We start from the raw sequence: 20,315 nt of genomic DNA on the forward strand, positions 1-20,315 counted from the left end.
ATTTACTCCACCGTTACTGATTTTGCAAGGTTTCTCGGTTTATCCACATCGCAGCCCTTGCCAAGCGCCACATAATAGCCAAACAACTGCAACGGAATGACTGCAAGAGAATTTGTAAAATATTTATTTGTTTTCGGAATGTAGATCACATAATCCGCTGCTTTCTCTACCTCGGTATTGCCCGCATTCGTCACTGCAAGCAGGAATGCTCCTCGCGTTTTTACCTCAACCACATTACTCAGCATTTTTTTATACAGATCTTCCTGCGTCAGCACCGCTGCCACAAGCGTTCCTTCTTCAATCAAAGAAATCGTACCATGCTTTAATTCCCCTGCCGCATATGCCTCTGAATGAATATAAGAAATCTCTTTTAGTTTTAAGGAGCCTTCCAGAGAAATCGCATAATCAATGCCTCTGCCGATAAAGAAAATATCCTTTGCCGCCACATAACGATTGGCAAACCGCTGAAGCTTCTCTTTATGGTCAAGCAGCATACCGATGTGCACCGGAAGCTCCTTGAGGTCGCAGATCATCTCGTCTATTTCTTCCTGCGATACCGTCCCCCTTACCTGTGCAAATTTCATTGCAAGCAGATATTCTGCAATCAGCTGGGTGCTGTAGGCCTTCGTCGTCGCTACCGCAATCTCAGGTCCTGCCCATGTATACATGACATTGTCGGCCTCTCTTGCGATCGAACTGCCCACTACATTTACTATACCAAGCGTGTGCACACCGCGCAGCTTCGCTTCACGCAGCGCTGCCAGCGTGTCGGCTGTCTCTCCCGACTGGCTGACCACAATCAGCAGTGTTTCCTCGTCCAGAATCGGATTGCGATAGCGGAACTCAGAAGCCAGATCCACCTCAACCGGAATCCGCGCCAGTCCTTCAAACACATACTTTGCAGTGACTCCCGTGTGATATGCAGAGCCGCACGCCACGATAAAAATCTTGCGGATGGAACGAATCTCCTCGTCCGTCATGCCAAGCTCTTCGATTTCAATCTTTCCATCCCTGATTCTCGGGTTTAATGTATCAAGAACAGCTTTTGGCTGCTCATAAATTTCCTTGAGCATAAAATGCTCATAACCTGCCTTTTCTGCCGCGGAAACATCCCACTGAATCGTTACAGACTCCTTTTCAATCGGATCGCCGTCCACATTAAAGAAATTCAGGCATTCTTCCTCAAGGCACACAATCTCTTCATTCTGAATAAAAAATACATCTCTCGTATATTTGAGAACTGCCGGAACATCAGAAGCAATCAGGCTTCCCTGCTGCGCTCTCCCTACGATCAACGGACTGTCCTTGCGGACTGCATACAGCTTTCCCGGATGCTCCTTAAACATAATACCAAGCGCATAAGAACCCTCGACACGGTGCATCATGCGCGTAATCGCCTCAAGCGGATTTCCTTTATAATAGTAGTCCAGCAGATGGGCCACAACTTCCGTATCGGTCTCTGACACAAACTCATAACCCTTTTCCTGAAGCTGCTTTTTAATCTTAAGATAATTTTCAATAATACCATTATGCACGACCGCAATGGACTCTGTTCCATTAAAATGCGGATGTGCATTCGTATCGGATGGAATTCCGTGCGTCGCCCACCGTGTATGCCCGATCCCACATGGTCCTGGAAGCATTTCACCACCGTGCGTCATTTCGCGCAGTACCTTCAGGCGCCCTCTCGCCTTTGCAATCTGAATCTTTTCTCCGTCAAACACCGCAATCCCCGCAGAATCATATCCGCGGTATTCCAGCTTGTCAAGACCATCCAGCAAAATCGGAGCTGCCTGCTCTTTCCCTATATATCCAACTATTCCGCACATACTGTTTACCTCCAATAGTCCCTGTTCATCGTGCATCGCCTGATCAGCCATGCCGGAAGCCGTCTAAAATTCTTCCCCAGCCGATAGCCAACCAGCTTGCAGCCGCTTTGCCAGACCAGCTTCGGAAGAAGGTACGCTTTATTATTTTTTATCAGATAAACGGCCGTCTGCTTTACCATACGAACACCCTCATTTTCTGACCGGACACATGCAAAAATTTCCGGATGCTCTGCCTGCGACACGCCGAGATCAAAGTTCCGCCGAAGCTGCTGCACTCCGCTGTAGTTATGCGAATGAATCACCCTTGCCTGTGCACAATACGCAACCGCTCTTCCATTTTGGATCAGCTTCCCTGCAAAAATCATATCCTCATTAAAAATCGTATGCCGTACAAAGCCGCCCAATTCCTCATATGCGCTTCTCCGATACATGGCGCACACATCTGAACAGAAAAATGTCTTAATACCAAGCTTCGGCAAGTCTGCCGCTGTCTGAATCCGGCTTTCCTCTCCATAATTAAACCCGCGTATATAGCGCTCAATCACACCGCAGTCCTGCGCAGGAAGCTGGCGCGCATATGCCGCACACACAAGCTCAGATGCAAACGCGCGATACAGCTCCTCGATCAGCCTGTCATTCTCCGGCTGTGCATCCTGTGTCAGAAACAGAAGAAATTCTCCCTTAAGCTGCGCCGCCGCCATATGCCGCGTCCCCCCATGGTCGAACTCGCTCTTCCGAATGTGGATGACCTCAACATTCGAATATCCAGCAATACAGCCCTCATCAAAGAACTGCCGCTCCGTATTCACCAGCAGGATTCTGGAAGGCCTTACGGTCTGGCTCTCCAGTCGCTCCAGCAACTGCCGAAGCCCAATCCCCGGCCGATAGACCGGAATCACCACGTCAATCTCAGCTCCTGCCATTCTTTCCTCCATCGTCCATCCCTGAACATTCAAAAACTGTTCTTCAAAGTCAGCCATTCTGTCACTGAATTCCGGTGTCCGAAATTATCTTATTGCTGATCTCCTGCACGGTCTGGGACGGCGTATAATTTTCCTCCCCAAACAGCCATGCATGAAGCTGTGTTACATTGGCTGCCAGATCGACCGGTATCACACAGTCGCCTGCTGCAATATCCGCCGTTGTCTGATTGAACGGAAATCCCGTTGAATCTGCAATCTTGTATTTTGCAATGCCGGTCGCCAGTGTAATCAGCTCCGTATTGCTCAAACTGGTTGAAATATAGTCGAGCATCGTATTGACAAGCGGAAGCAAACCTGTCACACCTTTTGCCTGTGCCGCTTCAAAAATCTTTCCGAGAACCGTTCTCTGACGCTCAGTCCGTTTGTAATCCCATCCTTCTGTATAGCGAATCCGGCAGTAAGCCATGGCCTGAAGACCGTTTACTTTCTGATAGCCCGCGGACTGAATCTCTTCATATTCCGTAATCCCCGCAACCTGTGATGTCTCCACGAGATAACCGTTCAGCCATCCGCGCTCTTCTTCTGTGATGTCAAGCTCGATTCCGCCCAGAAGATCAACTGCTTCAATGATTGCATTGAAATCAACGGTCACAAAATCAGAAATATCCAAATCCAGATTTTTGTTCAGCATATTCACTGCACGCTCCGCTCCGCCGCCTGCAAAACACTCGGTAGCCTTACGGTATTCTCCGTTTGTATTGTCCAGATACGTATCGCGGTAAACCGAGACAAGCTTTACATCTCCGGTGCGCTCATTAATACTCGCCACCATAATCGTATCGCTGTTTGTCCCGCTCTCAAGCTGTCCTTCCCTGGAGTCCACACCAAACAATGCAATATTACGGTACCCGGATTTTCCGATTCCTGTATTAATCAGAATATCCTTCAGCTTCACACGGTCCATGCGGCCAAGCTGTGCCACTACAAAAAGTCCAAGCGCTAACACAAGAAGTACAATCACCTCAATCGCAAATATCAGTTTTCTGTGTTTTTTCTTCTTTTTCCCATTACCTGCGTTTCCATCCGGCCCATAATAACCGCCCGGCCCGCCATACCCTGGCTGTCCATAATAGCCATTCGGCTGTCCATAATAACCGTTTGGGTCATGATAGCCGCCCTGTCCGTAATAACCGTTCGAATCGTTATAATTTCCCGTTTTGTCCTTTCTTTTCTTCATGAATTTCCCTTCTTTCATTGTTCTGTGGAACGCTTCAATATGCATTCTTATTTACAAACCCTTTAAACACCGTCAGAAACAGGATTTTGATATCCAGCCCGACTGTCCAGTTTTCAATATAATACAAATCATAGTCAATTCTCTTTTTAATTGAAGTATTTCCCCTGTAACCATTCACCTGGGCCCAGCCAGTCATCCCCGGTCTCACCTGGTGTTTTATCATATACCGCGGAATTTCTTCGCGGAACTTTTCCACAAACTGGGGCCGCTCAGGCCTCGGTCCCACCAGGCTCATGTCTCCTTTCAGTACATTAAAGAGCTGCGGCAACTCGTCGATGCTTGTCTTGCGGATAATCTTTCCGATCCTGGTTACTCTCGGATCATTCTTTACCGTCCAGCCCTTGCTTTCCTCTTTCTTCGTCTGTACTTCCATCGAGCGGAATTTATACATCTGAAACGGCCTGTTGTGCAACCCTACTCGTTCCTGTTTAAAGATCAGCGGTCCCTTGGAAGTCGCCTTGATCAGAATCGCAGTCAGGATCATCAGCGGTGAAAACAGCACGATACAGCAGATGGAGCCTACAATATCCATCACCCGCTTCACCATCATATGGAAGGTATTAGACAGCGGCACGTGACGGATGTTTACGACCGGAAGTCCCAGAAGGTCCTCTGTATACGGCTTGGTCGGTATGATTTTACTGTAATCCGGAATAAACTTTGTATGCACGCCTGACTTTTCACACATTGCAACAATGCGCTCCAGCTTGTCATATTCGTTCAGTCCGAGCGTAATTGCAATCTCGTCCGGGTGATTCCCTTCCAAGATGCTTCCCAGACTGCCGGTAAAGCTCAGTACCTCAATGCCACGGTAAACAGTGCCTGGCGGCACGTTATCATCAAGGATTCCCATAACCTTGTAGCCCCACTGCGGATTCTGCACAATGCGGTCAATATACTGTTCCGCTGCCCGGCTGTACCCTACCAGAATCACATACTTCAGATTCAATCCAATCCGCCTGACATTCATCAGCACCATGCGCACGGCGTTTCGCTCCAGGAAGGTGAGCGTCACATTCAGAATAAGAAATAAAGCGACAAGGCGTCTCGAAACGTCTCCCTGACGAAGCAAATACAGCATTGCCATGAAGGTCAGTCCGCCGAGCACGTTCGCTTTGACAATGTTGCTGCCTTCTAGCCGGCGGCCCTGCACGCGCTTGGGCGTATACAGGCTGCACGCATAGTACAGCACAAGGAAAAACGGCGTAACAAACACAAGCGCCATCATATAAAATTCCGGCGGCAGAACACCTACTTCTCTTTCACTTACCCTTACCATCATGACGTACCATGCAATCAGATACGACACAACGATGACCATCCCGTCCAGAATTACCTGAAGCCGGTTAAAATATTTCTGGTTATCCTTAATCAAAACATTTTCCCTCTTGCCCTGATCCTTATCTCCTGCCTAATCTTGCCAGATTACCCCAGAGCTCACACTGTATTCTCAGATAATGTCCAAGATTTTTCTTTTGGAACTTTACCTTTTTGCTTCTGTCACACAACCGAATTCCCTTCCATAACCCTGTAATGTACTCTCTGCCATAGCCTTTTTTCAAAAAGAAAATCATCTTAATTGCAAAACCTGCCAGAAGAAACGGCAGATTCAGCAAAAGCTGAAGGCACGGCATATTTTTATAAACTAGATAAACGCTGTTCCTGGAAGAGTATTTTGTTTTAAATTCATTATACACAGAGCCGCTGGTCGCGCTCCCCACATGGCGAACCACTGCCTCCGGTATGTAATAGTTTCGGTACCCTGCAATTCTTGCACGATAAGCAACATCCACATCTTCCAGATATGCAAAATGTACCTCGTCAAAAAGACCAATCTCATCAAAAACATCCCTACGGTAAATCGCAGCCCCCGCACACGCAGAAAAAATTTTCCGTCTGCGGCAGTAATCACCAGCCGGTCTGTTTTTCCCCCACGCAAATGCCCAGCCAAGGGCACAGTAATAATCGCCGCCATTGTCCATCCGGCCGGGGTCCTGCATCTGTATCATTTTGGAGGCGCAGGAGAAGCTGTCCGGATACTTTTTGATTGCTTCTGTGAGCGCCTCCACAAAGGTCGGCTCACAGACAGTATCATTATTCAGCAGGATCACATACGGCGTCTTTGTCATCTGAATCCCGATATTCACTGCCCTGCAAAAGCCATAATTTTCCTCAAGAACCCTGAGCGTCACTTCGGGATATTCGTCCCGGATAATGGAAACGCTCTCATCTTCAGAACCATTGTCCACCACAATCACCGGCAGCGAATCAATGGTCTGCCTGCGCAGGCTTTCCAGGCATGGACGCAGATACGCTGCGCCATTTAGATTCGGTATTACTACAGTAACTTCCTGCATCGTATTTTTCTCCTGTCTGCATTTTGCAAGCTACGCTTCTGCCCTATATGCGCAGTGAAAAGTTGTGCTTGCTTAAAGTCAGATTTTTATTATAGCACGGATCTCCGTCTTTTAGGAAGTCTTTCCATTTTTCCTGTGCATATTGCACTTCTTTTTTATGGCGCTCCTTCTTTTCATCGTCTACACCGCGCGAACGCGATTCATAATGATACAGTTCCACAAACGGATCGTACACAATCCGATAACCGGACGTAACAATCTTCAGACAGAGATCCACGTCGTTGAAAGCTACGCTCAGCTTTTCTTCCAAGCCGCCCATCTCTTCATACACACTGCGCTTTACCATGGCGCAGGCTGCCGTTACGCCGCTTAAATTCATCTGAACTGATGCCCGGTGCATATACCCGGCCCGTTTTCGCGACATATTAACAAACGCATGGTCGGCCAGTCCGCCAAGACCGATGATAACGCCTGCATGCTGAATCGTATGATCCGGAAAATAAAGTTTTGCGCCTACCATTGCCACCTCATCCCGCATACAGTTGGAAAGCATCTCCTTCATCCAACCCTTTGTGATGACCTCCGTGTCATTGTTCAGCAAAAGCAGATATTCGCCTTTTGCCTGACGCGCAGCATAATTGTTGATGGCCGAATAATTAAATTCTCTATCCCAGTATAACACACGAACATGATTTTTGCCGTCTATTTCTTTGTAATAGGAAAAAGTTTCCTGTTTTGTACTGTTATTTTCAACGATCAGAATCTCATAATTCTCATATTCTGTCTTTTCCCACACCGATTCCAGGCATTTCTGAAGAGATTCCTTTTCATCCCTGTTTGGAATGATAATGGATACCATCGGAGTTCCTTTGAGCGCATACCGCACCCGGTAATAGCCCAGATCGTCTGTCTCTTCTACAGAAGCTTCCACGCCTTTCCGTGCCAGGTGGGCCTCCACTGCCCGTTTCCCTGCGTCAAACGCATAGAGCTTGCTGTCAGGGTTGTCGGAGGTAGAAGCGCTGTGCGTGCGCCAGTGGTACAGCACGCGGTGGACATGCGCAATGCGCCGGGCTTCTTCGGTACACCGGAAAATAAAATCATAATCCTGCGCCCCGTCAAATTCCCGTCGAAAACCACCCACTTTCTCTGCAATACTTCTCCGTACCACAAAAAAGTGACAGATATAATTATTCGAGCGAAGCAAATCGAGGTTGAAATCTGGCTTCATATTCGGAATCAGATGCTTCGTCGCCCTTTTATTTACCTTATCTTCATCTGTATAAACAATGTCTGTACTCTCATCTTCGGCAATCTTTGCCATAATCTCATACAGCGCATCCGGTTCCAGCAAGTCATCATGATCCAGAAGACCGATAAAATCACCCTCTGCCATTTTGATCGCCTCATTTGTATTCCCGGAAATCCCAAAATTCTCTTTCAGTATGCGGTAGCGGATGCGCGAATCTTTCTCCTGATATTCCCGTACAATACGGGTCAGTTCTGTTTCACGCTGATCCTCTGCCATTTTTTCCTGCCCGCCGGCTGATGCGCCGTCTTTGCTTTTCCTGTTATCTCCACCGACCTGCGGACTTGCATCCACAATGCACAGCTCCCAGTTTCCATACGTCTGAGCGCAGACAGATTCAATCATCTCCCGCAAAAAGCGCTCCGGTGTCCGATAAACCGGGACAACAATGCTGAACCGAACGGGACGCTCAAACACTGCGTTTCTCTGCCGTTCCAGCTCCTTCTGCGTCACCTGGTTCAGACTGTACCACGTTTCATAGTCAATGTCCTGCGTCTGATACCGTTCAATCAGCCGGATCAGAAACTGTTTCAGACCGTGACGCTGCAGATAACGCCATCCTTTTTTGATATGCTCTGCTGAAAGCGCACCCAGCAGTTTTCCCCACTGAACGCCGTATTCCTTATCTCCCATAAGGCCTCCTCAAATCCGGTCTAAAAATTCTCATATTTCAGGATTGTATCTGTAATATACCGCGCCTGTTCCAATTCCAGATTATAAAACAGCGGCAGCCGTACCAGGCGCTCACTCTCCTTTGTTGTATAAACATCCTCGCCGTGAAAACGCCCGAACCGCTGGCCCGCCTTTGCCGAGTGAAGCGGAACATAGTGGAACACGGCATGGATTCCGTTTTCTTTCAGATACCCGATAAACGCAGTCCGCACGCTGATATCCTTCAGCTTCAGGTAAAACATATGTGCATTGTGCACCGCATAATCCGGAACTGTCGGAAGCTCAATCGCTCCCTGCGCAGCCAGCGGCGTCAAAGCCTCCCGGTAATGGTCATAGATTGCCATTCGTTTGTCGTTAATCTCTTCTGCCAGCTCCAGCTGTGCATATAAATATGCCGCATTCATATCGCTCGGCAGATAGGAGGACCCGTAATCTACCCATGTATACTTGTCCACCTGACCGCGGAAAAATTTGCTGCGGTCCGTCCCCTTTTCCCGGAGGATTTCCGCTCGCTCCTGATATCTGTCGTCCTGAAACAGAACAGCGCCTCCCTCGCCCATCGTATAATTTTTCGTCTCATGAAAGCTGTAGCAGCCAAAATCCCCGATTGTTCCAAGCGCACGTCCTTTGTACCAGGCATTCACACCCTGCGCCGCATCCTCGACGACCACCAGATTATATTTTTTCGCAATTGCCAGAATTTCATCCATTGCACAGGCCACTCCTGCGTAATGCACCACGGCTATCGCCTTTGTTTTCTCTGTAATTGCTGCCTCGATCAGATTCTCGTCAATGTTCATCGTATCCGGCCGGATATCGACAAAAACAATCTTTGCCCCGCGCAGCACAAAAGCATCCGCTGTAGATACAAACGTATAGGAAGGCATAATCACCTCATCTCCCGGCTGGATATCCGAAAGATACGCTGCCATTTCCAGCGCATGCGTACAGGAAGTCGTCAACAGGCAGTGCTTTGCCTGAAAATTAGTACACATCCACTCAGAACATTTTTTCGTAAACGGCCCATCCCCGCAGAGCTTTCCGTTTTGCATGGCCTGCTGCATATATGCAAGCTCCCTGCCCGTACACGGCGCCATATTAAAATCTATCATCTTTATCCTTCCTTTCGGTATGTAACTGTAAAACTCTGTTTTCAATTGTACACTCCCGGATGCTGATACGCCTTCTCCGGCTTCTTTCCGGCCCTTTCACAAGCCTTTTAGTAATAATTGGGCAGGAATACCGCGAAATGCGCATACAGGCCCAAAATTACTGCAAATATTCCCATATGCTGATAAAAAATCCTGCTCCAGTGGTCGCTCTTCACCCATTTTTTTATAATATTCCGATAACCAAGTGTTACAAAATACAGAAGCGGAAGCAGCATTGGTATGCTGTAGCGCCCCTGAGGCTGATAATCGGAAGCATACGAATAATATACATTCAAAATGTTCGGAATAATCAGAGCAAGCAGCATACACCAGTTCAGCCAGCCCTGTGCTCTCCAATGCCCTTTTTCGCGCACACCGTACAGCTCCTTCAGACTCAGCAGCGTACCAAGAAGCCCTGTGATCAGAAACGCCTACCACATTGCATAAATGCCCCAGGGCTGCATAATGGACATAGCGCCAAACGTACCGATAAAGCTGCGCAGCACAAGATCAATCCACATATATCCAAGCGGCGCCTTGTTGAACAGCATGGTAAACGGCGTAAGTCCCCAGTCTTTTGGTACAGATGCCTGCGAAGGCTTATATCCGTCTTTAGCATACAGCTCCGCGCACTGATGCATGGCCTCTCTTCCAAGAAAATCCCCGTCATAAATCATATAATTGCGGATAAACCACCATCCTGCCAGTACGAGCACGATTGCAGAGATAAAAATCCCTTTCTGAAGCAGCTCCTTCACATCCCACGTTTTCTTTTCGCCGAACAGAATTGTGAGCACAAAAAGCAAGATACTGCACAGGATAAATCCATAAGCATTATAATAGGAGAGTGTACAGATTGCAATACCAACCGCCAGCAATGTACAATTTCCCCAGGTCCAGCCACCTTTCACTGCCCGAATCCACGCATACAGAATCATAGCCCCCGAAAACAGCGCCAGAGAATCATTATTTACATAGGAAGACAGAAATGCCATGTTCGGAAAAAAGGCTGCCACCAGCACGAACATCCAGGTTTCTCTTCTCGAAAAAAGCTGTTTGGCAATCCGGATTGCAAAAAATACAGTCCCTACGCCGAAAAATACGCTGACCATACGCGCTGCCATCAAAAGCGCATAAGCGTGATCATTGAAAAAGCTCATCAGCTTCATGGAAACCGCACACAGCATGTACGCGAGAATCGGATTAAAAGCATAAGAAATTCCCCATGTTTTATTCAGAATTTCCGGCGCATCGCCCCGCGGCAGTGTTCCGTATTCATAAATATACTGTGCAACCTGATAGCGCATCGTCTCATCCGGCGACACGCCAAGCGGCTGTACTCTGGCCCACATTGTGTAATACACTGCAATGGCCAGCAGGAACAGAATTTCTATTTTGTATTCTTTTTTCATTCCTCTGATGCTTTGAATCGGGTTCATGGTTGGACTCCTCATTTATGGATTTCACTTATTGGGTGTTGATGTTTGATTGGGCTGTTTATGGTTTCAGAGAATAGTCTGCTTTCTCCAAGGTCAAATTCGGATTATAAAATGGGTCGCCTTGGGCGAGCAGATCTCCCCAACGGCTGCGAAAAAGTGCGCTCTCGCGGCGGATTCGCTCAGCCTTTTCATCGGTTAATTCCAGGCCTCTGGTCTGGGATTCGTAATGATAAAGCTGTGCGTACGGGGTATAGATGATCTGCTTTCCCAATTTGCCGATACGCAGGCAGAGATCAATGTCATTGTATGCTACACCAAAAGCCTCATCAAAACCGCCGGCCTGTTCAAATACGCTGCGTCGCACCATCATGCACGCTGCGGTTACGGCGCTGCAGCACCTTGGGCAGATGATCTCGTCGTGAGCGCTTGTCTTTTGGCGTTCCAGCCCCTCAAACGCATGTCCGGCCAGGCCGCCATAGCCCAGAACCACTCCTGCGTGCTGAATCGTATCATCTCCATAAAACATCTGCGCGCCGACTGCTCCCACTTCCGGAAGTAAGGCGTAATTCATTAGTTCCCGGATACAATCCGGTTTTAACATTTCTGTATCATTGTTCAAAAACAGCAGATACGCTCCTTTCGCCTGGGCCACGCCCTGATTGTTCACGCTCGAGTAATTAAAGGCTCCCCCGCAGAAAATCACCCGGATATCCGGTTCTTTTTGCAACTCTTCATAATAGGAACGTATCTCCTGTGTGCTGCTGTTATTTTCCAGGATCAGAATCTCGTACGGCTCGTAACCGCTGAACTGACGAATGCTGTTGATGCATTTCTCAAGATCCTCCCGATGATCCTTATTCGGGATCAGAATCGAAACAAGCGGGGACTGCTCCGGTAAGACATACGTAATCTTTCTGGTCCACGGCTGAATACCTGCCGTTACTTCTGCAGAAATTCCATTTTGAAAAAAAGAGTCCCGGAGAGCCTCTTCTTCCTTTTTCCATCGCGTTTCGGTCTGTTCCCGCACTCCCTCATGACAGAGAATTTCCGGTACATGGACAATCTCGTTTGCTTTCCCCGCACAGGCAAGCACATAAGCAAACAAATTTTGCGGCATCCCAAGTTCCTGCACAAGACGCCCTGATACCAGAAATCCACTCCCGATATAATTTGTGCTCTGCAAATAAAACGGATCAAAATCTGGCTTGCATCTTGGTCGGACAGAACACAAATGATCGCTGCTGTATACGAAATCATCGCTGTCACAGTAAAACAGCTCAGCCCCCGGATGGGCAAGCACTGCATCTGCATACGTTTCTCTTGCATCTGCCTCCAGAATATCTCCCTCTTCTATAAAAAGATAATAATCCTGCGCCTCCACCTGCCCTGTAAACGTACCGCAAACAATCACATGAATGGAATCTGCATCTGTTCCCGAAAGGCGGTTAGTCCGCCGCTTTTGATGATTCTCCAGCCATTTTTCATAATCCACATCGCGGCTTAAAACAATTTTCCGGCCAAGGCGCCTTGCCGCAGCGCGAACACCATTCTTTTTCAGATATGCAATTCCCTTATCCACCATCTTTTTCGTTTTTTTCATCATACTGGAAAGGCCGTCCTTCCTGTCACCTGGGTATCCGGAATGAGCACTGCCCGCTCACCCGTGACAGATTGATATTGTAATAGGGATCTCCTTCTTTGATCTGTTCTCCCCACTTCTGCTCAAATAAACGCTGCTCCTGCGCAAAACGCTCTCTTTTTTCTGGACTGTCCTCCAATCCTCTTGTAACGGATTCATTGTGGTAAAGCTGTGCATACGGGGTATAAACCACCAGCCTTCCTGTCTGTACGACCTTCATGCAGTAGTCCACATCATTCAATGCCACTGTCAGCTTTTCATCCAGACCGCCTACTTCCTCGAAAACACTGCGTTTTGTCATCATACACGCCGCAGTCACAGCACTGAGGTTCTGCGTCGTATTGGCCCGCGCAACGTAACCGCACTGATTTCCATCCATGCCTGCAAACACATGCCCGGCAACCCCTCCAAGTCCCAGAATCACTCCGGCATGCTGAATCGTTCCGTCCGGATAAAACAGCTTCGCCCCGACAGCGCCAACCTCTTTTTGCTGGCAGATACCCAGCATTTCTTCTATCCAGTGCGGCTCAATCACTTCCGTATCGTTATTCAGCAGCAACAGATATTCGCCATCCGCCTCCTGCGCCGCGAAATTATTGATTTTAGAATAATGAAACGCGTTCTCCCACGTAATCACACGCACGCACGGAAACTCCTCCTGCAACTTTTTGTAACACGCGAAAGTCTTCGGTTCTTCGCTGTTATTTTCCACAATCAGGATCTCATAATTCTGATACGAAGATTTCTGGCAAAGGGATCTGACGCACGTTGTAAGGTCTTCGCTGTGATCTTTGTTTGGAATCAGAATCGAAACAAGCGGCATTCCCTGGATCTTCCATCTGGTCCGGTAACGTCCAAACAGTTCCGCAAGCGTCACATCCGCATCAACTCCGATACGATGATAATGCTCCGCGAGTGCCCGTCTCCCTGCCTCCCAGGCGTACAACTTGCTCTCCGGATTGGACGCAGTAGAGGCCTCGTGCGTCCGCCAGTGATACAAAATTTTCGGAATATGATAAATCCCTTCTGCCCGCTCACAGCACCGCAAAATGAAATCATAATCCTGCGCACCGTCATATTCCCTGCGAAAACCGCCAACGTCCTCTGCAATGTGACGTTTCACCACAAAAATATGGCAGATATAATTGGACGTCCGCAGCATGTACAAATTAAAATCCGGCTTAAAATGCGGTTCAAAATAATGCTGTCCCTGCGCATCCACCTTATCCTCATCTGTATAAATCACATCAGCATCAGAATGTTCATTGATCACCTTCACGATCTCATACAGCGCATGATCTTCCAGTAAATCATCGTGATCGCCAAGCATCACATACTCGCCGTGTGCCATGGCCAGCGCTTCATTTGTATTTTCAGAAATCCCGCCATTTTGTTTCAGTTTTTTATACTGAATACGCGCTTCTGTTCCGTATTCCTTACGCACCTGTGCGCCCACACTGTCATCTTCCCCGCTTCCGTCTGCCAGACAGATCTCAAAATTGCCGTATGTCTGCGACAGTATCGAATCCAGCATTGCCCTCAGATATTGCGGCGGTGTCTGATAGAGCGGAATAACGATACTGATAAGCGGATTTTTGTCGAACCGGTGCTCTCGCTGTGCTTTCCGCTCCGTTTCCGTCAACTGCATTGCCAACCGCCAACCGCCGAAACGCTGATCTTCCTTCCGTAGTTTTCTGCTTTCTCCAAAAAGTCCCATCTCATAAGGGGAAAAATATTTCGGCCCGCCTGCCTGCTCTTTGGATTTCAGTTTCACCAGCTTCTGCCCGATTTTTCCGTTTTTAAACGCAAGCCTACTTACATCCACCACGTACGTCGCCTGCTGCTCCCCTGCCTGCACACAAAGCACATACCGTTCTCCCCAGCGCTTTGCCGCTTTCTCCGGCAGATGGATAATCAGATCAAAACCGGCTGTATAAGGAGAATCCTCCATGCCAAACAGCGCATTCACGTCTCTGCGCATGAAAAACTCCAGCCTTTTCAGCTCACGCTTTCCTCCTGCTGCATCTGTAACCGAAAACTGCGGACATATCAGTTTTTCGTTAAATGACCAGCCCCTGATCTCCAGCTCATCCTCCGTCCGTTCAATCGAGTCCACACACAACTGTAACCCTGCTGCTTCCTGTTTTTGGGAACGCGCTTCCCTGCAAAGCTCTGCAATGCTTTGCTGCTTTTTTTCATCCCTGAAATCAATACAGCCCGGCGTCATCTCCGGGTAAAGAAAGCGCAGCGGAAGATGCCCTCCCAGCACATACTGCTGAAAATGCTCTTCCATCCGCTCATATTGACGCACCTCTTCCCCGTCAAGCCCCGCCCGGCCATATAAATTTTTTGTATAAAGCACTGTCCTTGCAGTACTTCCGTATATATAAAAATGAAGAATACGGAAAATAACATAATTGACAGGAATCGGAAAATCAAAGGACCATTCATAATCCATCATCATCCATCCGTCACCTGTCACAAAAGCATTTGCCGCAATCATATCCAAATCCGTCACCGGCGCACAAAACAACCCGTCCGGCAAATCCGCATCTCCAAACACCTTCCGGAATTCTTCTGTCACCCCAAACGCTTCCCGCGTCCCCGCACGGCGCACCACGTCCACAAAATCAAGCAATCGCGCAATTGCTGCGTCCACATCACCGCTGCCAAGCATCTTATCCAGCTGCTCTTCCAGCGTCTGTCCCGTCACGTACTCAAACTCCACGCTTCCATATGCACCACGGTCCTGTTTCCGGTCAGATACCGGACGGTTCATCGAAATCCCGCTTCGCCGGTATAATTCCTCCAGCCTCTCATACCAGAACCGCATCCGTTCCACATGCGCACGGCCTTCCGGATAGCAGGCGCTTTTTCTTACAATCCTGGAGCCATCCTCACTCTGGCAGATATCTGTCCGGATGCAAAACGCTCTGGCCCGCTCATTTGAATATTTTGTAAATATAATTTTCTCCATACGATTTCCCTTATGATCCAGCCTTACACACGACAATCAAAATCCCCCGCGCGGGCCGCATTCTTTCAAACTTCCACTTATTGACCCGCCTGACGCGCAATCACTAGAAATGCGTTTGCAAACACCGGAAACAGTCCGTCTTCCAAAATGCGGTCAAACGCCCGCGCCTCGTCAAACAGTATGTAGCGCTCCCGATCGAAGTTTTTACGGTTATCCCGCAGCTCCCCTGTCTTTGGCAAATACGCATCAGAATAAACCGACATCGGCAAAATGCGGTCCGGATATGGATAATAAAACTCCAGATCCCCAAAACCAGCGTTCCGGCAGATCTTTTCCAGCTCCGGCCTCGAAAATGACCGCGCCTCCTGTTCCTTCGTCCAGCCCTCTATTCCCTCAAAATACCGCCCGCCGCCCTCTGGCGCACATCCGGCAAAATATTTCAGTCCCAGGCGATTATCTGCTGCAAATACAATCCGGCCATTTTTTTTGAGAAAACCGCCAAGCTGCCGTAAGAGTGCTGGATACGGCTCTCTCTCCTGTGCCTCTTCCCCGCACGCCACAGCGCCTGCCAGTCCTTCTGTCAGCACAATCCAGTCATACTGCGCGTTATACTCACTCAATTTTTCCACAGTCTTTTGAAATTCCCAGTTCCAGATTTCAATCTGTTCCCGCTTCTGATTTCTCGTTGCATTAATCAGGCTCCGCTTCCCCGATACTTCCAGACACCGAACACTTTTCGCCTTATCAGCAAGCACACCTGTAAACACTCCACAGCCTGCGTCAACCTCCAGCACCGTCTCTTCCTTTGTAATTGGCAGCCATTCCACAAGGTTCTGCCGCACATGCGATAAATGGTACAGCAAACTCCACTTCTTCCGCTCACCAATCACCCTGGCGTACGCTTCCTCCGGTTCAGACGAAACCACCTCCAAAATCTCATCCTCCGCCTCATCCGTATGCAAATCCCACCCCGGATAAAATGTATCATCCAGCAAAACTTTCCCTATATACCGCACCATGAAGCGCCCACGTTCCTCTCTTAATCTATAGCAGTCAATTCTAAAACTTCTTAATCAAAATCAGATCCCGTAAAAAAGATGCAACGCAATTTTCTATTCCACTGTAATCCTGGAATCCATATCATAATAACCCACCGAGTTTTTCTCCGCCACAACGGTCAGGCTGCACACGTCATACAGACGGTGAAATACGACAAACTCGCCGCTTTTATACCCTGTACAGCCAAGTGACAGCAGATACTCGCCACCTTGCAGGTTCATTTTCTGGGTAAACGTAATGGTCTGGGTATTCCCTTTTTTCTGCGGCTCTACCGGAATCCGTTCGAACATCGTATTGGTGCCGGTAATCTCCGTTCCACGAATATCCTTAAAACTGAACGCATAAATCACCTCAGAAATATCCTCATGAAAATGTACCTTCATTTTCACTGTAAAGTCTTCCATTTTATGAATCGTATTGCTGGCCAGACCACGTGCATCCTCTATTGTGAAATCCACGATCTCCGCCTCACCATTCCCATATTCAAGCGTCGCCGGATTCCGGTCAAAGGGCCGGTCAAACGGCGTTCCGTACACACAGTTTTCCTGTTTGCGGATCAATACCTTCTGTTCCTTCTTTTCCTCCTGATTGACCAGAATCTGCTTGTACAGATCCACAATCCGTTTCGGCTCTCCTTCTTCGATGAGTGTTCCCTTGTTCAGCAGAATCACCCGGTCGCAGTACTGACTGATATTATTCAGGTCATGGCTCACGATCACAATCGTCTTGCCCTGCTTCTTAAACTCTTCAAATTTGTGATAACACTTTGCCTGAAAAAAAACATCCCCCACAGAGAGGGCCTCATCCACAATCAGAATATCCGGATCAATGTTAATCGCAACGGCAAAAGCCAGCCGCACAAACATACCGCTGGAATAAGATTTTACCGGCTGATATACAAAATCGCCGATATCCGCAAAGCTCAGAATTTCATCCAGCCTGCTGTCTATTTCTTCTTTTGAAAAACCAATCATGGTCCCGTTCAGATAAACATTTTCAATGCCGGTATATTCCATATTGAATCCGGCTCCGAGTTCCAGCAGCGCTGAAATCCTTCCATCCACCTTGACCTGACCACTGGTCGGACTTACTACCCCGGTAATGATTTTCAATACCGTGGACTTTCCAGAACCGTTCGTCCCGATAATGCCGACCGTCTCACCGCGCTTCACGGAAAAATCCACGTCCTTCAGTGCATAGTGTTCCCGCACCTGCACACGCATTCCGAGCGCCTCGCGCAGGCGGTCAGACAGTCTATTGTACAGCTTGTACATTTTACTTACATGTTCTACCTGTATTGCATTCTCATTCATATGTTCTACCTGCATCGTACTCTCTATTCTATCTGCCTTCCGTCACAGTACATCCGCAAAATGCACCTTCAGTTTCCGGAAGAGCCTTGCACCAAATACAAAAAGAACAACCGTCACCAGCCAAAAATATGCTGTCTGCCACGGATGCTCCCAAAACCACTGTTTATCAATCAATGCATTCCGATACCCTGCCACAATATAATACATGGGATTAATTTTGAGAAGCCTTGCGATACGCGAATATGGGTTGATATTCATATCTACAAAGTCCCACATAATCGGTGTCATCCAGATCCCCACCTGCAATCCGATTGCAATAATCTGCTTCAAATCCCGGAAAAAAACAGTAACCGCACACGTCGTATACGACAGCGCCAGCGTCAACATAAACACACAAATGCTGTAGTACAAAAGCTGCAGGGCATAAATATCCGGAAAATATCCATAACAGCAGAACAAAAACAATGTAAATGCCGCAAAAAACAGATGTACAAACAGAGAAGATATGATTTTAATCACCGGAAGGACGTTGATATTAAACACAATTTTTTTCACGAGATAACTGTATTCCATCAGACATCCCGTCCCCTGCGTCAACGCCTCCTGAAAAAAGAACCACGGCACCAGGCCCGTGATCAGCCACAGAACAAACGGTACCGCCTTCGGACTTCCCTGCCGAACCACGCCAAATACGAACCAGTAAACCAGCACAGTTACCACTGGCTGAATAAAAGCCCAGACAATGCCAAGATAGGAGCCCGCATACTTTGTCTTAAAGTCATTTTTTGCCAGGCTCCAGATCAGTTTTTTATTATGATACAGCTCCCCGGGGAGCTTCAGCCATTTTCCCATCAAATTTAAAACTCCATTATACCAGGGCTTTCAAGCCGCCCCATTTCTGGTCCTTCTCTGAAATTGTGAGTTCCATTCCATCTGGAATCGGCCATTTCACACCGATATCCGGATCATTCCAGGCAAGGCCGCCCTCATCATTCGGATGATAGAAGTCTGTACATTTATAGGCAAATTCTGCGTAGTCTGAAAGCACGAGAAACCCGTGCGCAAAATTTTTCGGGATAAAAAACTGTTTTTTATTTTCTGCTGACAAAAGCACGCCGTGCCACTTACCGTATGTCGGAGACCCCTTCCGCAAATCAACCGCCACGTCGTAAACCTCGCCGGCCACTACACGCACCAGCTTGTCCTGCGGGTAATTGATCTGAAAATGAAGCCCTCTCAGTACTCCTTTCTTGGAAGACGACTGATTGTCCTGCACGAACTCCATATCAATCCCGACTGCTTTATAATCATTATAATTGTAGGTCTCCATAAAATATCCCCGTTCATCTCCGAACACAGCCGGGGTAATCTCCATAAGTCCTTCAATCTCACAAGTCTCTACTGTTATCTTTCCCATATCCTCACCCTGTATTTGAACTTAATTACACCATTCTTTCAATCCTGACCAAAGCCATTACAGTCCTTCTGCTACCTCGATCAGATATTGGCCATACGCAGTCTTCAGCAGCGGCTGAGCCAGCTCCACCAGCTGCTCCTTCGTGATAAAGCCTTTCTTGTAAGCAATTTCCTCAATGCAGGAAATATAAAGCCCCTGCCGCTTCTGGAACGCTGCCACAAAGTCAGCTGCATCAAGCAATGCATCATGATTTCCGGTATCCAGCCATGCAAAGCCACGGCCGAGCGTCTCTACCTGGAGCTGTCCTCTTTGCAGGTATTCATTGTTGACACTCGTAATTTCAATTTCACCACGCGCGGATGGCTTTACGTTTTTGGCGATTTCCACCACGTCATTATCATAAAAATAAAGGCCCGGCACTGCATAATTGCTCTTTGGATGCTCCGGCTTTTCCTCAATAGAAAGCGCCCTGCCCTGCGCATCGAACTCTACCACGCCATATTCCCGCGGATCACGCACATAATAACCGAAAATCGTAGCGCCCTTCTCCTGCTGCGCCGCGCGCTGCAACACACTGGAAAAACTCTGTCCGTAGAAAATATTATCTCCCAGCACAAGCGCCACACGATCATCCCCAATAAACTCCTCGCCAATAATAAAGGCATCGGCCAGTCCGCGCGGTTCTTCCTGGACTGCGTATGACATCGTAAGGCCAAGCTGCTCTCCAGTACCAAACAGTTCTTCAAACACCGGCAGGTCGCGTCTCGTCGAGATAATCAGGATTTCCCGAATCCCGGCGAGTATCAATGTGGAAAGCGGATAATAAATCATCGGCTTATCGTACACCGGCATAATCTGCTTCGAAATTGCCTTCGTTAACGGATACAGACGTGTACCGGCACCGCCGGCCAGAATAATTCCTTTCATAATACTACC

At 48.1% G+C, this 20,315-nt stretch carries 16 protein-coding genes; all 16 read right to left on the reverse strand.

The features are described 5' to 3' along the window. Positions 1 to 2: 2 nt before the first annotated feature. Positions 3 to 1,829 carry a glutamine--fructose-6-phosphate transaminase (isomerizing) gene (gene glmS / locus AC6I2O_RS06460; RefSeq protein ID WP_497742155.1) on the reverse strand — a complete coding sequence of 609 codons (1,827 nt, stop codon included), beginning with the start codon at positions 1,827 to 1,829 and terminating at the stop codon, positions 3 to 5. A gap of 5 nt (positions 1,830 to 1,834) precedes the next feature. After that, positions 1,835 to 2,809, reverse strand: a complete 975-nt coding sequence (locus tag AC6I2O_RS06465; protein ID WP_497742156.1) for a glycosyltransferase family 2 protein — start codon at positions 2,807 to 2,809, stop codon at positions 1,835 to 1,837. A gap of 4 nt (positions 2,810 to 2,813) precedes the next feature. Beyond that, a complete protein-coding gene (locus AC6I2O_RS06470; protein WP_120391095.1) occupies positions 2,814 to 3,989 on the reverse strand; it encodes an LCP family protein in 1,176 nt (391 codons plus the stop codon). Positions 3,990 to 4,023: 34 nt separating this feature from the next. Next, positions 4,024 to 5,424: an undecaprenyl-phosphate glucose phosphotransferase gene (locus AC6I2O_RS06475; RefSeq protein WP_497742157.1), complete on the reverse strand. Its 1,401-nt coding sequence runs from the start codon at positions 5,422 to 5,424 to the stop codon at positions 4,024 to 4,026. Between the two features lie 25 nt (positions 5,425 to 5,449). Then, a complete protein-coding gene (locus tag AC6I2O_RS06480) occupies positions 5,450 to 6,406 on the reverse strand; it encodes a glycosyltransferase family 2 protein (RefSeq protein WP_120391097.1) in 957 nt (318 codons plus the stop codon). A gap of 43 nt (positions 6,407 to 6,449) precedes the next feature. After that, on the reverse strand, positions 6,450 to 8,345 hold the full coding sequence (locus AC6I2O_RS06485) for a glycosyltransferase family 2 protein (RefSeq protein WP_120391098.1): 1,896 nt from the start codon (positions 8,343 to 8,345) through the stop codon (positions 6,450 to 6,452). 20 nt (positions 8,346 to 8,365) lie between these two features. Continuing rightward, on the reverse strand, positions 8,366 to 9,496 hold the full coding sequence (rffA, locus tag AC6I2O_RS06490) for a dTDP-4-amino-4,6-dideoxygalactose transaminase (protein ID WP_120391099.1): 1,131 nt from the start codon (positions 9,494 to 9,496) through the stop codon (positions 8,366 to 8,368). Positions 9,497 to 9,603: 107 nt separating this feature from the next. Then, the gene (locus tag AC6I2O_RS06495; RefSeq protein ID WP_497742158.1) at positions 9,604 to 9,909 is read right to left on the reverse strand and encodes a hypothetical protein; all 306 of its coding nucleotides are present in this window, start codon (positions 9,907 to 9,909) and stop codon (positions 9,604 to 9,606) included. 57 nt (positions 9,910 to 9,966) lie between these two features. Further along, on the reverse strand, positions 9,967 to 10,974 hold the full coding sequence (locus AC6I2O_RS06500; protein WP_497742159.1) for a glycosyltransferase family 39 protein: 1,008 nt from the start codon (positions 10,972 to 10,974) through the stop codon (positions 9,967 to 9,969). 58 nt (positions 10,975 to 11,032) lie between these two features. Further along, positions 11,033 to 12,577: a glycosyltransferase family 2 protein gene (locus tag AC6I2O_RS06505; protein ID WP_497742160.1), complete on the reverse strand. Its 1,545-nt coding sequence runs from the start codon at positions 12,575 to 12,577 to the stop codon at positions 11,033 to 11,035. Positions 12,578 to 12,599: 22 nt separating this feature from the next. Next, positions 12,600 to 15,590 carry a glycosyltransferase family 2 protein gene (locus AC6I2O_RS06510; RefSeq protein ID WP_120391102.1) on the reverse strand — a complete coding sequence of 997 codons (2,991 nt, stop codon included), beginning with the start codon at positions 15,588 to 15,590 and terminating at the stop codon, positions 12,600 to 12,602. Positions 15,591 to 15,667: 77 nt separating this feature from the next. After that, the gene (locus tag AC6I2O_RS06515; RefSeq protein WP_120391103.1) at positions 15,668 to 16,609 is read right to left on the reverse strand and encodes a class I SAM-dependent methyltransferase; all 942 of its coding nucleotides are present in this window, start codon (positions 16,607 to 16,609) and stop codon (positions 15,668 to 15,670) included. A 93-nt stretch (positions 16,610 to 16,702) separates the two neighbouring features. Beyond that, positions 16,703 to 17,962: an ABC transporter ATP-binding protein gene (locus AC6I2O_RS06520; RefSeq protein WP_120391104.1), complete on the reverse strand. Its 1,260-nt coding sequence runs from the start codon at positions 17,960 to 17,962 to the stop codon at positions 16,703 to 16,705. A 42-nt stretch (positions 17,963 to 18,004) separates the two neighbouring features. Next, the gene (locus tag AC6I2O_RS06525; RefSeq protein WP_120391105.1) at positions 18,005 to 18,814 is read right to left on the reverse strand and encodes an ABC transporter permease; all 810 of its coding nucleotides are present in this window, start codon (positions 18,812 to 18,814) and stop codon (positions 18,005 to 18,007) included. Between the two features lie 16 nt (positions 18,815 to 18,830). After that, entirely contained in the window at positions 18,831 to 19,379 is a 549-nt protein-coding gene (gene rfbC, locus AC6I2O_RS06530) for a dTDP-4-dehydrorhamnose 3,5-epimerase (protein WP_120391106.1), read from the reverse strand. Positions 19,380 to 19,436: 57 nt separating this feature from the next. Continuing rightward, the gene (gene rfbA / locus AC6I2O_RS06535) at positions 19,437 to 20,306 is read right to left on the reverse strand and encodes a glucose-1-phosphate thymidylyltransferase RfbA (protein WP_497742161.1); all 870 of its coding nucleotides are present in this window, start codon (positions 20,304 to 20,306) and stop codon (positions 19,437 to 19,439) included. Between the last annotated feature and the right edge of the window lie 9 nt (positions 20,307 to 20,315).

This window comes from Blautia sp. St.27G3, from assembly GCF_059728505.1.

Bases quoted from the DNA above. Each gene is read 5' to 3' on its own strand.
- rfbA (WP_497742161.1), bottom strand. From the start codon at position 20,306: ATGAAAGGAATTATTCTGGCCGGCGGTGCCGGTACACGTCTGTATCCG.
- AC6I2O_RS06500 (WP_497742159.1), bottom strand. From the start codon at position 10,974: ATGAACCCGATTCAAAGCATCAGAGGAATGAAAAAAGAATACAAAATA.
- AC6I2O_RS06485 (WP_120391098.1), bottom strand. From the start codon at position 8,345: ATGGGAGATAAGGAATACGGCGTTCAGTGGGGAAAACTGCTGGGTGCG.
- rffA (WP_120391099.1), bottom strand. From the start codon at position 9,496: ATGATAGATTTTAATATGGCGCCGTGTACGGGCAGGGAGCTTGCATAT.
- AC6I2O_RS06505 (WP_497742160.1), bottom strand. From the start codon at position 12,577: ATGATGAAAAAAACGAAAAAGATGGTGGATAAGGGAATTGCATATCTG.
- glmS (WP_497742155.1), bottom strand. From the start codon at position 1,829: ATGTGCGGAATAGTTGGATATATAGGGAAAGAGCAGGCAGCTCCGATT.
- AC6I2O_RS06480 (WP_120391097.1), bottom strand. From the start codon at position 6,406: ATGCAGGAAGTTACTGTAGTAATACCGAATCTAAATGGCGCAGCGTAT.
- rfbC (WP_120391106.1), bottom strand. From the start codon at position 19,379: ATGGGAAAGATAACAGTAGAGACTTGTGAGATTGAAGGACTTATGGAG.
- AC6I2O_RS06515 (WP_120391103.1), bottom strand. From the start codon at position 16,609: ATGGTGCGGTATATAGGGAAAGTTTTGCTGGATGATACATTTTATCCG.
- AC6I2O_RS06510 (WP_120391102.1), bottom strand. From the start codon at position 15,590: ATGGAGAAAATTATATTTACAAAATATTCAAATGAGCGGGCCAGAGCG.
- AC6I2O_RS06465 (WP_497742156.1), bottom strand. From the start codon at position 2,809: ATGGCTGACTTTGAAGAACAGTTTTTGAATGTTCAGGGATGGACGATG.
- AC6I2O_RS06470 (WP_120391095.1), bottom strand. From the start codon at position 3,989: ATGAAGAAAAGAAAGGACAAAACGGGAAATTATAACGATTCGAACGGT.
- AC6I2O_RS06525 (WP_120391105.1), bottom strand. From the start codon at position 18,814: ATGGGAAAATGGCTGAAGCTCCCCGGGGAGCTGTATCATAATAAAAAA.
- AC6I2O_RS06520 (WP_120391104.1), bottom strand. From the start codon at position 17,962: ATGAATGAGAATGCAATACAGGTAGAACATGTAAGTAAAATGTACAAG.